Annotated in this window: 15 protein-coding genes; 9 read left to right on the forward strand and 6 right to left on the reverse strand. The window is 67.3% G+C overall.

Features of this window, described 5'->3' with window-relative positions:
- Entirely contained in the window at positions 1-981 is a 981-nt protein-coding gene (gene dapD, locus RCH21_RS00725) for a 2,3,4,5-tetrahydropyridine-2,6-dicarboxylate N-succinyltransferase (protein WP_326962801.1), read from the reverse strand.
- 33 nt (positions 982-1,014) lie between these two features.
- Between dapD and dapE the strand changes: the two genes are divergently transcribed.
- Entirely contained in the window at positions 1,015-2,106 is a 1,092-nt protein-coding gene (gene dapE / locus RCH21_RS00730; protein WP_326962802.1) for a succinyl-diaminopimelate desuccinylase, read from the forward strand.
- A gap of 229 nt (positions 2,107-2,335) precedes the next feature.
- On the opposite strand, the gene RCH21_RS00735 is transcribed toward dapE, so the two are convergent.
- From RCH21_RS00735 to RCH21_RS00750, 4 genes are all read right to left on the reverse strand, one after another.
- Positions 2,336-3,205 (reverse strand): amino acid ABC transporter permease, encoded by an 870-nt coding sequence (locus tag RCH21_RS00735; protein ID WP_326962803.1) that lies wholly within the window; start codon positions 3,203-3,205, stop codon positions 2,336-2,338.
- On the reverse strand, positions 3,202-3,879 hold the full coding sequence (locus RCH21_RS00740) for an amino acid ABC transporter permease (RefSeq protein WP_120149393.1): 678 nt from the start codon (positions 3,877-3,879) through the stop codon (positions 3,202-3,204). Before RCH21_RS00740 ends, RCH21_RS00735 begins: the two co-directional genes overlap by 4 nt.
- Positions 3,880-3,956: 77 nt before the next feature.
- A complete protein-coding gene (locus tag RCH21_RS00745) occupies positions 3,957-4,802 on the reverse strand; it encodes a glutamate ABC transporter substrate-binding protein (RefSeq protein WP_120149392.1) in 846 nt (281 codons plus the stop codon).
- A gap of 72 nt (positions 4,803-4,874) precedes the next feature.
- Complete coding sequence (locus RCH21_RS00750; protein ID WP_120149391.1) at positions 4,875-5,651, reverse strand: amino acid ABC transporter ATP-binding protein; 777 nt, start codon at positions 5,649-5,651, stop codon at positions 4,875-4,877.
- Between the two features lie 117 nt (positions 5,652-5,768).
- Between RCH21_RS00750 and RCH21_RS00755 the strand changes: the two genes are divergently transcribed.
- From RCH21_RS00755 to RCH21_RS00775, 5 genes are all read left to right on the forward strand, one after another.
- A complete protein-coding gene (locus RCH21_RS00755; RefSeq protein ID WP_120149390.1) occupies positions 5,769-6,641 on the forward strand; it encodes a TIGR00730 family Rossman fold protein in 873 nt (290 codons plus the stop codon).
- A 34-nt stretch (positions 6,642-6,675) separates the two neighbouring features.
- A complete protein-coding gene (locus RCH21_RS00760; RefSeq protein ID WP_326962804.1) occupies positions 6,676-7,023 on the forward strand; it encodes a DivIVA domain-containing protein in 348 nt (115 codons plus the stop codon).
- On the forward strand, positions 7,020-7,655 hold the full coding sequence (locus RCH21_RS00765) for a DNA-3-methyladenine glycosylase I (protein WP_326962805.1): 636 nt from the start codon (positions 7,020-7,022) through the stop codon (positions 7,653-7,655). Before RCH21_RS00760 ends, RCH21_RS00765 begins: the two co-directional genes overlap by 4 nt.
- Positions 7,652-8,923, forward strand: a complete 1,272-nt coding sequence (locus RCH21_RS00770) for a hypothetical protein (RefSeq protein WP_326962806.1) — start codon at positions 7,652-7,654, stop codon at positions 8,921-8,923. Before RCH21_RS00765 ends, RCH21_RS00770 begins: the two co-directional genes overlap by 4 nt.
- 165 nt (positions 8,924-9,088) lie before the next feature.
- Positions 9,089-9,256 carry a DUF3117 domain-containing protein gene (locus RCH21_RS00775; protein ID WP_082471292.1) on the forward strand — a complete coding sequence of 56 codons (168 nt, stop codon included), beginning with the start codon at positions 9,089-9,091 and terminating at the stop codon, positions 9,254-9,256.
- Positions 9,257-9,295: 39 nt separating this feature from the next.
- On the opposite strand, the gene RCH21_RS00780 is transcribed toward RCH21_RS00775, so the two are convergent.
- Complete coding sequence (locus RCH21_RS00780; protein ID WP_120149387.1) at positions 9,296-9,934, reverse strand: O-methyltransferase; 639 nt, start codon at positions 9,932-9,934, stop codon at positions 9,296-9,298.
- 317 nt (positions 9,935-10,251) lie between these two features.
- Between RCH21_RS00780 and sigE the strand changes: the two genes are divergently transcribed.
- The 3 genes from sigE (at position 10,252) to RCH21_RS00795 (ending at position 12,390) form a co-directional block, all read left to right on the forward strand.
- Complete coding sequence (gene sigE, locus RCH21_RS00785) at positions 10,252-10,899, forward strand: RNA polymerase sigma factor SigE (RefSeq protein WP_442784641.1); 648 nt, start codon at positions 10,252-10,254, stop codon at positions 10,897-10,899.
- 5 nt (positions 10,900-10,904) lie between these two features.
- A complete protein-coding gene (locus RCH21_RS00790; protein ID WP_326962807.1) occupies positions 10,905-11,891 on the forward strand; it encodes an anti-sigma factor family protein in 987 nt (328 codons plus the stop codon).
- A gap of 67 nt (positions 11,892-11,958) precedes the next feature.
- Positions 11,959-12,390, forward strand: coding sequence for a Sec-independent protein translocase TatB (locus RCH21_RS00795; RefSeq protein ID WP_326962808.1), 432 nt, complete (start codon positions 11,959-11,961; stop codon positions 12,388-12,390).
- Positions 12,391-12,408 lie beyond the last annotated feature (18 nt).

Here is a 12,408-nt window from a genome sequence, read left to right on the forward strand (position 1 = left end):
CTAGTTGGCGTGCAGGGCCGGATTCAGGGAGATGCCCTCACCCGTCCGCGGACGTGCTTCAACAGCCCCGGTGGTCGAATTGCGGAGGAACAGGATGCCGGACTCACCCGAGAGGTCCTTGGCCTTGAGGACCGAGCCGTCCTTCAGGGTCACCTTCGTCCCCGCGGTCAGGTACAGGCCCGCCTCGACCACGCAGTCGTCACCGAGGGAGATGCCGACGCCGGACTCGGCGCCGAGGAGGCAGCGCTCGCCGATGGTGATGCGTTCCTTCCCACCGCCCGACAGTGTGCCCATGATCGAGGCACCGCCGCCGACGTCGGAACCGTTTCCGACGACGACGCCTGCCGAGATGCGGCCCTCGACCATCGAGTGGCCGAGGGTGCCTGCATTGAAGTTGACGAAACCCTCGTGCATGACTGTGGTGCCATCGGCGAGGTGGGCGCCGAGGCGAACGCGGTCGGCGTCGGCGATGCGCACTCCGGCCGGAACCACATAGTCCACCATGCGGGGGAACTTGTCGACGCCGTGGACGGCAACCGGTCCACGGGCGCGCAGCGCTGCGCGGACGGTCTCGAAGCCCTCGACCGGCGTCGGTCCGAAGTTCGTCCAGACGACATTGGCGAGGAGGCCGAAGACGCCGTCGAGGTTGATGGTGTTGGGCTGCACGAGCCTGTGGGAGAGGAGGTGGAGCCTGAGGTAGGCATCCTCCGTGCCGGCCGGCGCTTCGTCGGGGTCGATGGTCAGGTCCACGACCCGCTGGGTGACCTTCCGGTACTCGTCCGCTCCGGAGGCGGCGAGGCCGTCCAGGGTTTTGCGGAGCCCATCACGGCCGTCGGGGCCCAGCGTATCCTCGCCGAGCCATGGCGCAGGGAACCAGGTGTCCAGGACCGCTCCGGTGGAAGACACCGTGGCGAGGCCCAGGCCACCGGCCGTCCGCTGGGAGTCGCCGGGCATGGATGAACTGGGCGTGGGAGAAGTCATGGGTAGCAGTCTACCGAGCGATAGTGTTGCAGCATGATTCAGACACCCGCCCCTGCTCTCGATCTGACATCCGACGTGGCCCACCTGACGGCCCGGCTCCTCGACCTCGAGAGCGTCTCAGGGCACGAGGCGGGAATAGCCGACGCCATCGAAAAGGCCCTTCGGCGCCTCGACCATCTCGAGGTGGTCCGCAACGGCGACTGCGTCATGGCGCGGACGATGCTGGGTCGGAGCGAGCGCGTCATCCTGGCCGGACACATCGACACCGTCCCGTTGCCGACGGCCGCCGGATCCCGCGGCACCGTCCCGTCGACGTGGGAGGGCGAGACCCTGTTCGGCAGGGGTGCAACCGACATGAAGGGCGGCGTCGCGGTCCAGCTCGCGCTCGCGGCTGCTCTGACCGAGCCGACCCGGGACATCACGTTCATCTTCTACGACCACGAGGAGGTCGAGGCGTCGCTCAGCGGCCTCGGGCGCGTTGCCCACTCCCACCCTGAATGGCTGGAAGCGGACTTCGCCGTGCTGCTGGAGCCGACGGACGGGACAGTGGAGGGCGGATGCAACGGAACGGCCCGCTTCGACGTGCGCGTCACCGGCAAGGCGTCCCACTCCGCCCGTGCCTGGATGGGCGTGAATGCCATCCACGCAGCAGCCGACGTGCTGGTCCGGCTGCGCGACCACCAGCCGGCCACCGTCCACGTCGACGGCCTGGACTACCGTGAGAGCCTCAACGCCGTGAAGGTCACCGGCGGAACGGCCGGGAACGTGATCCCGGACAGCACCGTCATCGAGGTCAACTACCGCTTCGCCCCCGACAAGACCCCCGAGCAGGCCGAGGTGTACGTGCGGGCGCTGCTCGAAGGATTCGACGTCGAGCGGACCGATGCCGCCGCCGGTGCCCGGCCGGGCCTCCAGCACCCTGCGGCCGCCGCCTTCGTCGCGGCCGTCGGCGCGGAGCCGAAGCCCAAGTACGGCTGGACCGACGTCGCGCGCTTCAGTGCCCTCGGCGTTCCTGCGGTCAATTTCGGCCCGGGCGATGCGCTGCTCGCCCACACCGACAACGAGCATGTCCACGCCGACGCCGTCCGTGCCTGCCTCCAGGCGCTCGTGACCTGGCTGTCCTGACGTTGCTGTCCTGACGTTGCTGTCCTGACGCTGCTGTCCTGACGCCGCTGTCCTGATCAGGCGGATCCCCGGACGTGGCGGCGCTGGTCCGGCGATCCTGGCCCGGCGATCCTGACCCGCACGGCCGGCCTCCGTCCAACGGCGAAGGGACCCGGCGATCTGCCGGGCCCCTTCGTCGTCTTCGTCGTCGTGCTGTGCCGTGCCGTGCCGTGCCGTGCCGTGCCGGAACTCAGGTAGCGGCCGGGTTCAGGACGATGGGGTCCTTGGGTGATGGCCTGCGGCCCTTCGTCCTGAAGCTCAGGAGGACCGACAGTCGCGTCGCGAGCGTGGACAGGGCGAAGTTGATGATGATGAAGATCGCCGCGGCGACGAACAGAGACGGGATGACATTGCCCTCGCCCACGCCGAGGCGCCGCGTGAACTGCAGCAGCTCAGGATAGGTGATGATGAAGCCGAGCGCAGAGTCCTTGAGGATGACCACGAACTGGCTGATCAGGGCCGGCAGCATCGCGATCAGAGCCTGCGGTACCTCGATGTTGCGTAACGACTGGTTCCTCGTGAGGCCGATGGCCATGCCGGCCTCTCGCTGGCCCTTGGGGAGGCCGTGGACGCCGGAGCGCACGAGCTCGGCGATCACCGATCCGTTGTAGAGCGTCAGCGCGATGACGACGGCGATCAGCGGAGCATTCTGCGGCTGCACGGCACCCGAACTGCCGAGGGCCAGCCAGAAGAAGATCATCATGAGCAGCACCGGAACGGCCCTCAGTACCTCGACGACCAGGCCGGACACGTAGCGGATGGGTGCCGAGTGGGACAGCCGCCCCACGCCGAAGATGAGGCCGAACACGACGGCCGTGACGATGGAGATGCCGGCAGCCTTCAGCGTGTTGAGCAGTCCGGGCAGGATGAAGAACTGCCAGGTCCGGGACTCGAGGAAGGGCGTCCACATGCTGGCCGCGAGCTGGCCCTTGCCTGCCAGCGCCGAGATGATCCAGGCGAGGATGGCTAGGACGATCAGGACGCCGACGATGTTGCTGATCAGGATGATTCGCCGGGCTTTGGGGCCCGGAGCGTCGAAGAGGACCTGCTGCGCGCTCATCGTGCCACCGCCAGTCTGCGTGAGGCCCACGTGGTGAGCAGTCCGATGGGGATCACCAGGATGACGAAACCGAGGGCGAAGGTGAGGAAGATGGGAACCACGAGGTCCGAGCGGAACTCGATCATGGTCTTCATGAGGCCTGAGGATTCCGTGGCAACGGACCCTGCCGCGGCCACGGTCGAATTCTTGATGAGGGCGATCAGCACGTTTCCGAGTGGCGCGATCGCGCCGCGGAAAGCCTGGGGCAGGATGATCAGGCGGGCAGCCGGCAGGAAGCTCAGGCCGATCGCCCGGGCCGCTTCCGCCTGGCCGAGTGGGACGGTGTTGACGCCGCTGCGGATGGCTTCGCAGACGAAGGCCGCGTGGTAGAGCGCGAGCCCGACGATGGCGATCCTGAACAGGCTGACCGTGAGATCACTCGCGAGGCTGATCTGCATCACGGAGAACAATCCGAGGAAGCCGAACGCGAGGATGATGGTCAGTGGCGTGTTGCGGAAGATGTTGACATAGGCGGCCCCGAAGAGCTGCAGGCTCGGGATCGGGGAGATGCGGAACAGCGCCAGCACCGTGCCGATGACGAGCGCGAAGATCGCCGCCCAGAATGACAGCTGGATATTGACCCAGAACGCGGCGGGCACGTCATAGGTCTGGAACAGCGACAGGTAGTTCTCCACGGTTCACCTCTTTCCTGGTGGGGAACATGGCATTGGTGGGGTGGTCCGCGCGGACCACCCCACCAATGAGGGCGATGCTAGGCGCAGGGCGCGGGTGTCGGCGGGTTCAGTTCCGCGTTGAAGGTGTAGTCGGCACCCTCGGTGTTGCTGGTGATCGCCTCGTCCCACGCGCCGTCGTCGATCATCTTGGTGATGGCTTCGTTGACGGCTTCGCAGCGGTCGCTGCCCTTGGGCAGGCCGACGCCGTAGTTCTCCTCCGAGAAGGTGTTGCCGACGACCTTGAACTTGCCGGCATTGGCTTCCTGGGCAGCGAGACCGGCCAGGATGATGTCATCGGTGGTGACGGCGTCGATCTGGCCGCCGCCCATGGCGGTGACGCACTCGGCGTAGCCGGGCTGCTCGACGAGCTGCACACCCGGGTACTGGTCCTTGATCTTCTGTGCGGAGGTGGAGCCGGTGACCGAGCAGAGGTTCTTGCCCTCGAGGTCCTCGGGGCCGGCGATGTCACTGTCGGTGGGGACGAGTAGGTCCTGGCCGGCGACGAAGTACGGCCCCGCGAAGTCGACGACCTCCTTGCGGGTATCGGTGATGGAGTAGGTGGCGAAAATCATGTCGACCTGGTTGTTCGACAGCAGGTTCTCACGGTTCGCGGAAGGGGCCTCGACCCACTCGATGTTCTCCTCGGTGACTCCGAGTTCATTGGCAACGTACTTGGCGACGTCGACGTCGAAGCCGGAATAGGACCCGCCCTCGTCGTAGCCGAGTCCCGGCTGGTCGAACTTGATGCCGATGCGGAGGCTCTCGCCGCCGGCTTCGGCGCTGCTTCCGCTTTCGCTTTCGGCGCTGTCTCCGCCACCACAGGCGGACAGTGTCAGTGCGGCCACTGCGGCCAGTGCGGCTGCTGCGTATCGGGTCTTCTGCATTGGTTCTCCTTGTGTTGCGGCCTCGCGAAGGCCTCTTGGAGGCGAGTCGTGAAGCGGGGTGGTGAGTGGGGGTCAGTGCGAGAGGATCTTGCCGAGGAAGTCCTTGGCGCGGTCGCTTCGAGGGTTCGTGAAGAATTCCTCGGGCGTGGCCTGTTCCATGATCTGGCCGTCCGCCATGAAGATCACCCGGTCGGCCGCACGGCGGGCGAAGCCCATCTCATGGGTGACCACGATCATGGTCATTCCCTCCTTGGCGAGAGCCACCATGGCGTCGAGGACCTCGTTGATCATCTCCGGGTCCAGCGCCGACGTGGGTTCGTCGAACAGCATGACCTTCGGCTGCATCGCCAACGCCCGCGCGATCGCCACGCGCTGCTGCTGGCCACCCGAGAGCTGGGCAGGGAGCTTCTGGGCCTGGTTGTCGACGCCGACGCGCTTGAGCAGGGACATCGCGAGGTCCTTCGCGGCGCCGCCCTTCATCCCCTTGACCTTGATGGGGCCGAGCGTCACGTTCTCGAGGATCGACTTGTGGGCGAAGAGGTTGAAGGACTGGAACACCATGCCGACGTCGGCCCGTAGCTTTGCGAGCGCCTTGCCCTCCGCGGGGAGCACCTTGCCGTCGATGGTGATCTCACCGTCGTCGATGGTCTCGAGCCTGTTGATGGCCCGGCAGAGGGTCGACTTCCCGGAGCCGGATGGTCCGATGACGACGACCACCTCACCACGGGCGACATCGAGATTGATGTTCCGGAGCACGTGCAGATCACCGAAATGCTTGTTGACGTTCTTGAGTGAGACGAGGGGACGTGCCGAGGACGCAGGCGAAGTCGGTTGCGGTTCACTTGTCATGGGAGAAATCTAGCGAACTATTCCTTCTGAGCAATACGAAGCACCGCAAAGGTGTTGATTGTGATTCAAGAGCAACCAAAAATCTGCGCCTGAGATCGTGTTGGTTAGCCTAGGGATATGTCTCCTTACCCGCGCTTCTCCGCCGCCGATGATGCCCGGCGCTCCACAGCCCCCGACGACGACGCCGTGTCCCCGCTCCGCCCCCCGACGCTGCCCTCCAATGGCAGTCGCCCGCAGGCCGGCCTTCCGGGCGAGGCCACGCGGCGCAGGGGCTCGGTGGAGTTGCGGCGCGGCCAGGCAACGGGACCACAGTCGGACAACATGCTCCTCGATTCTCCCGATTCCGGGGGATTCACCCGCACGGACCCCTGGCGGGTGCTGCGCATCCAGAGTGAGTTCGTCGAGGGTTTCGGCACCCTGGCGGACCTCGGTCCGGCGATCAGCGTCTTCGGATCCGCGCGGACCGCTCGCGATTCGGCCTTCTACTCCATCGGGGAAGAGGTCGGACGGCGGCTTGTCGCGTCGGGCTTCGCCGTCATTACCGGGGGAGGCCCGGGCGCCATGGAGGCCGCCAACAAGGGGGCCTGCGAGGCCGGCGGTGTCTCCGTAGGGCTCGGTATCGAACTGCCCTTCGAACAGGGCATGAACGAGTGGGTCGATCTCGGCATCAACTTCCGGTACTTCTTCGCCCGCAAGACGATGTTCGTCAAGTACGCGAGCGGTTTCGTGGTGTTGCCCGGAGGTTTCGGCACCCTCGACGAACTGTTCGAGGCGATGACCCTGGTCCAGACGGGCAAGGTGACGTCCTTTCCCATCGTGCTGATCGGCGTCGACTACTGGCAGCCGCTGCTCGACTGGGTCGAGGGCACGCTCGTCACCGCGGGCACAGTCTCGGAAAAGGATCTCTCGCTGCTGCAGCTCGTGGATACGGCCGAGGAGGCCGTGCGGATCGTGGCGGCGTCCGCAGGTCACGAGCACCACGCCTCCTGACCTTCCCCGGAGGTGACTCTGGCACCATTGCGGTGTGACTATCTTCCTGCTGATCCTCGCCATCCTGCTGGTAGGAGGGACCGCGCTCGTCGCCTCGGGACGGCGGATGCCTGCGCCGCTCGGGCGGCGTGCGCCCGAAGCGCCGGCAGGGCGCGACGGGCTCGGCCTGGTGGAGCCGGTGGCGAGCCTGCCACCCGTGCTGCTGCCGGATGATCCCTCAGCGAGGGATATCGACGCCGTGCGGTTCGGTCTCGGTCTCCGCGGCTACCGCATGGACCAGGTGGACGAGGTCCTCGATCGGCTCGCCCTGGCCCTGGACGCGCGGGATGCCACGATAGCGGACCTGCGGGCGCGGCTGGCCGGACAGGACGCCGAACGGTGAGCGGAGCCGTCGCAGGCTCGGACGGCCGCCTCCGCTGCGGCTGGGCCGTGTCCAGCACGACCTACGAGCAGTACCACGACACGGAGTGGGGCCGACCCGTCGTCGGCGAGGCAGCGCTCTTCGAGCGCCTGAGCCTGGAAGCCTTCCAATCAGGCCTCAGCTGGATCACCATCCTGCGTAAACGGGAGGCCTTCCGACGGGCCTTCGCCGGGTTCGACCCCGAAGCGGTGGCAACCTTCGGTGAGCAGGACGTCGACCGACTCCTGGCTGACGCGGGCATCATCCGGAACCGGCAGAAGATCCGGGCGACCATCGCCAACGCGCAGGCACTGCTCTCACTCCCGGACGGCACCACTTTGGGCTCGGTGCTCGCCCGGCATCGTCCGAAGCAGGGTCCTGCTCCGGCCACGCTGATCGACGTTCCCGCAATCACACCGGAGAGTACCGCCCTGGCACGCGAGCTGCGCGGACTCGGCTTCCGGTTCGTCGGTCCGACGACGGCGTACGCGATGCTGCAGGCGACGGGATATGTCAACGACCACCTCCGGGACTGCTGGGTGCGGGATGCGCCGCCGATGCCGGGGGAGGATCCAGGCCACGCTGGTCCCGTTCCGACGGCGTCGATTCCATGAGCCGTTGGGCCGGACGTTCGGCCAGCCGCGCGGGATCCGACGGAACGGGAACGGGAACGGCAGCACCGGCTGCCGGGTCGCGACGTTCCCGGCTGTTCTCGCACTGGTCCATCCAGGTTCTGGCCATCTTCGCCCTCGGGCGACTCGTCAGCACCGCCATACTCCTCCTCGCCGCTGCCCGCCAGGGTGCCAGCCCCTGGTCGGGGCCCGCGCCCGCCTACGGGACGTTCATCAACTACTGGGACAGCGGGTGGTACGAGCGCATCTTCCGGGAGGGATACCCGACGGAACTGCCCACGGACGAGTTCGGCATCGTGAGCCACAACCAGTGGGCCTTTTACCCGCTCTACCCGGGTACCGTCCGCCTGCTCGACGCCATCACCGGCCTGGGGTGGGGCATTCTCGCCCCCGTCTCGGCATGCCTCGCCGCGGCGGCCGCCTCACTCGTGATCTACCGCCTCTTCCTCCTGCGGGCGAGGCATCGGACCGCCCTCGCGGGTGTCGCCGTCGTCTCCTTCGCTCCCGTCGCGGCGATCATGCAGGTGCCCTACGCGGAGTCCCTGCACCTCCTGCTCCTCGCGTCCGCCCTCTATCTGGTGGCGACGCGTCGCTACTACGCGGCGATGCCCGTCGTCGTCCTCATGTGCCTGGCCCGTCCGGCAGGCGTGCCGTTCGCCATCGCCCTGGGCGTCCTGTTCCTCCACGCCGTGTGGGCGTGGCGCGGGCCGGACAGGGACGCCTCCCGTCGGCAGGAGGCGGCACGACAGGTGCTTCCCCTTCTGCTGCTCGGAGCGGTCGCCTCCCTCGCCGCGGTGGCCTGGCCGCTCGTCGCCTGGGCTGTCACGGGCCGGCGCGATGCGTATGTCGCGACGGAGACCGCCTGGCGAGGCGAGGCCCTCACCCCGTTTCTGCCCTGGTTCGAGGCACCGGCGGCCCTCGTGGGTCCGGCGGCGGGCATCCTCGTGGTCGCGGCGCTGGTCCTCGGCTCAGGAGCGCTGTTCCTCGCGCCGTCCGTGCGTTCGCTCGGCCTGGTCCTGTGCGCCTGGTGCGCCGGTTACCTGCTCTACCTCGCGGCCTTCTGGGATCCCCAATCGAGTACCTGGCGGATCCTGGTGCCACTGTTCCCGTTGGCGCTTTCTGCCGCGTCGCTTCGCGGCGGACGCCTCCTCTGGGTGCTCCTGCCGGTGTCGGTGGTGCTGCAGTTCCTCTGGGTGGATTGGCTGTGGGGATGGACGCCAACCGGCTCGGAGGGGGATTATCCACCCTGACTGTGATCCACGCCGCACCTGAATTAGCAGGTGCAGGGCTTGTGCTGAATAATGAAGGTGATGACGTGCACCGCCGGGCCTTTCATCGGGTCGACGGGACGGAGCACTGTTTACTGTCGCGCTGCCGCTCTCCGCGGTTGCGCCCTGTTGAAAGGGACCCCCATTATGGCTGCCATGAAACCGCGTACCGGCGATGGACCGATGGAAGTCACCAAGGAAGGGCGCAGCCTCATCATGCGGGTACCGATCGATGGTGGCGGCCGCCTCGTCGTCGAACTGAATGCGGAGGAGGCAGGCAACCTCAAGGACTGCCTGCTCACCGTCACCGGCTAGTAGGGCCCCGGCCTCCTGCCGGTGCCCCGCGCCTCGCGGTCATGCCCGTTGCTTGACCGCCAGCAGGAGACCGGTCCCTGTCGGCAGGAGAGCCGACACGAGGGACTCGTCATCGCGGATCATCCGGCCGACCTGACGAAGGGTATTGGTCGACTGCTCCCGCACGGCCGGCTCCGCGACGCGGTCCTGGTCGAGGGCATCGTTGACGATCAGGATGCCGCCTTCCTTGAGGAGTCGCGTCGCCTGCTCGACGTAGGCGGGCAGACCGGCCTTGTCGGCATCGATGAAGACGAGGTCGTACGCGCGATCGGTGAGACGGGGGAGCACATCGGCCGCCCGCCCCGAGATGGTGCGCGTCCGGTTCGACGGGATGCCGGCTTCGGCGAAGGCCTCGCGAGCTGCGCGGAGGTGGTCGACGTCGGAATCGATCGTCGTCAGCACGGCGTTCCGCCCCAGCCCCCTCAGCAGGCAGACACCCGAGACTCCTGCTCCTGCTCCCACTTCCACCGCCGTCGTGGCCTTCGAAGCCGCGGCCAGGACGGTGAGGGCCGCCCCGACGGCCGGTGTCACGGGAGCTACTCCGAGTTCGTGCGACCTGTCGCGCGCCCTGAGCAGGATGTCGTCCTCGTCGGGGAGTCCTTCTGTGTAGGACCAGCTGCTGTGTTTGTCGGCGGCCATGGACGTCCGTTCTGTGGTTCGCGGGAAAAGGGAGCTTTCGGGAGGCCGTAGCCCCGCCCCAACACTACTGTCTGGGGTGCTCGGACTTCCATGCGGACGGAGGGCGGGAGCCGCACGTCCGACGGGCGCGAAGAATAACCGATCGGGCGGCGAAAGGAAGATGCACCACGCATCCAGCTGCCAGCTACTTCACAGCTTCGTGCGAAAGACTTTTCCTTCGGGACATCCAGCATGAAGACAGCTTCGAATCCCTGCTATTACTGCCCCGGCGATGCCGACGGCAGGGCATGATCGGGATCCGTGGCAAGAAGGGGTAGATGATGTCTAGCGTGAAGGCGGCACAGACCGCCGTGGAGGCTGTCGCAGGACCGGACGGGCCCATCCTCGATGAGCACGGCAACCCGTGGGTCGCGCCCTCCTGGGAAGAAGTCGTCACCACCTACTCACCCAAGGTCTACCGACTCGCATACCGGCTCACGGGCAACAAGTTCGACGCGGAGGACCTCACACAGGAGGTCTTCGTCAGGGTGTTCCGGTCCCTCGCCAACTTCAAGCCGGGCACCCTCGATGGCTGGCTGCACCGCATTACCACGAATCTCTTCCTCGATCAGGCGAGACGCAAGACCCGTATCCGTTTCGACGGACTGACGGAAGAGGCCGAGAGCCGCCTTCCCAGCAAGCATCCGGGCCCGGAACGGAGCTTCGAGTTCAATAACCTCGACATCGACGTGCAGGCCGCCCTCGAGGAACTGCCGCCGGACTTCCGCGCCGCCGTCGTCCTCTGTGACCTGGAAGGGCTGGCGTACGACGAAGTGGCCCAGGTGCTCGGCGTGAAGCTCGGCACGGTCCGCTCCCGCATACACCGCGGCCGCACGATGCTGCGGCAGAAGCTCGCCCACCGCGATCCCCGGACGTCCGGTGGAGGTGCCGCCCTGGGCGTCGCACGGGTTGCCGGTCTGGGTTAGGAACAATGCTGCATCCCCATCGCTTCCTGCAGGACCTCGTGGACGGTGAGTTGTCCGACCGGCGTCGGATCACCGTTGAACGCCACGTGTCCCGCTGCACACCCTGCGCTGCCACCGTAGCCCGGCTGCGCAGCCTCAAGAGTGCGCTACTGGGGCTTCGCCGACCTTCACCCGACCCGGACTTCCAGCGCAGCCTCCTCTCTTCCGGGCCTCCGAGTGACGTCCGATCGAGGCTGCACAGGCACGAGGAACGCACCGGGTCTAGTGCTGCGTTCGTCCGCGACCACCACGAGCGCGTCACACCGCCCCGGCGTCGTCGCACCGTCCTCGCGGCGGCCGGCGGCTCAGCTGTCGTCGCCACGGCGATCCTCGGAAGCGCCTACATCGTGGGTTCCGAGGCGCAATCCGTTCCGGTCGAGGCAGCGAGCGGATCCACCGCACTCCGCGCGGGGTGGGAATCGGTTGCGCCACAGACCCCCACCTACCTGGATAACGACCAGTTGGACACCTTGAGGGCCGGAGGCTGGTACTGCCCCGAACTCGAATCCCTCGGGTACACGCTGCAGAGCGCCGAGGGCATCACCGTCGGCGGCAGGCCCACGCTGGAACTGGTCCTCGAGAACGACGGCCACACCGTCACCGTGTACGAGCAGAGGAAGGTCAGCGAGATCCAGGAGGCGGAGGCGGCGCCCCTGAGTGCGGTGTCGGGCAGGACGGTCACTGCGGACGGCTTCGAACATGTCGGGGGAGCGGACAGGGATCTCTGGGTGCGGTCGGGCAATCCCTGGCAGGTGGTGCTCGACTCACCCACGGTGACCTACACGGTCGTGTCCCGCATGCCGGCTGCCGCCATGCCGAAGACACTCAGCCAGTTGGTGACCACGGAGCATGCCCAGTTGTCCCTCGCTCCGCAGGGCCAGGACGACTCCATGGTGGAGCGCATCATCCGTGGCCTCTCGATGATCACGCATCCCCGCGACAATGCCGGATAGGTTCGGCGAGCGGGCGGGAACACCTGTCGAGTATGGCCGGCCGAAGCCGGGAGGGTAGTCTTCTCAGGTGTTGGGAATCAACGGTCTCGAACTCGTGGTCCTGGCGATCATCGCCGTCGTGGTGCTCGGCCCGGAGCGACTTCCGGAGTACGCTGCCCAGCTCGCCCGGCTCGTCAAGGGCCTGCGCCGCATGGCCACGGGAGCGCGCGAGCAGCTCAGGGAGGAAGTCGGCCCCGAGCTCGACGACGTCGACTGGCGCAAGCTCGACCCTCGCCAGTACGACCCCCGCCGCATCATCAAGGAAGCCCTCCTCGACGATTTCGAGGATGTCCTGAAGCCGGTGAGCCAGGGCGCCCCGAAGCCGTCCGCGGCCGCAGCGCCCGCCGCAGCCACTGCCGCTGCCGCCGGGAGCAGCGCCATCCGGTCAGGCCCGTCCGTTCCCGTCGGGTCCCGTCTCGGTGCCGGACAGGCCGCGCCGTACGACCGCGAAGCGACGTAGTCCGCCGCGTTCCCACCT

The sequence above is a fragment of the Arthrobacter sp. PL16 genome (assembly GCF_035985055.1).
GTDB lineage: Bacteria > Actinomycetota > Actinomycetes > Actinomycetales > Micrococcaceae > Arthrobacter_D > Arthrobacter_D cheniae.

Excerpts from the sequence above, each read along its gene's own strand:
- dapD (WP_326962801.1), bottom strand. The coding sequence starts at position 981 with ATGACTTCTCCCACGCCCAGTTCATCCATGCCCGGCGACTCCCAGCGG.
- dapE (WP_326962802.1), top strand. The coding sequence starts at position 1,015 with ATGATTCAGACACCCGCCCCTGCTCTCGATCTGACATCCGACGTGGCC.
- RCH21_RS00735 (WP_326962803.1), bottom strand. The coding sequence starts at position 3,205 with ATGAGCGCGCAGCAGGTCCTCTTCGACGCTCCGGGCCCCAAAGCCCGG.
- RCH21_RS00745 (WP_120149392.1), bottom strand. The coding sequence starts at position 4,802 with ATGCAGAAGACCCGATACGCAGCAGCCGCACTGGCCGCAGTGGCCGCA.
- RCH21_RS00750 (WP_120149391.1), bottom strand. The coding sequence starts at position 5,651 with ATGACAAGTGAACCGCAACCGACTTCGCCTGCGTCCTCGGCACGTCCC.
- RCH21_RS00755 (WP_120149390.1), top strand. The coding sequence starts at position 5,769 with ATGTCTCCTTACCCGCGCTTCTCCGCCGCCGATGATGCCCGGCGCTCC.
- RCH21_RS00770 (WP_326962806.1), top strand. The coding sequence starts at position 7,652 with ATGAGCCGTTGGGCCGGACGTTCGGCCAGCCGCGCGGGATCCGACGGA.
- RCH21_RS00775 (WP_082471292.1), top strand. The coding sequence starts at position 9,089 with ATGGCTGCCATGAAACCGCGTACCGGCGATGGACCGATGGAAGTCACC.
- RCH21_RS00780 (WP_120149387.1), bottom strand. The coding sequence starts at position 9,934 with ATGGCCGCCGACAAACACAGCAGCTGGTCCTACACAGAAGGACTCCCC.
- sigE (WP_442784641.1), top strand. The coding sequence starts at position 10,252 with ATGATGTCTAGCGTGAAGGCGGCACAGACCGCCGTGGAGGCTGTCGCA.
- RCH21_RS00790 (WP_326962807.1), top strand. The coding sequence starts at position 10,905 with ATGCTGCATCCCCATCGCTTCCTGCAGGACCTCGTGGACGGTGAGTTG.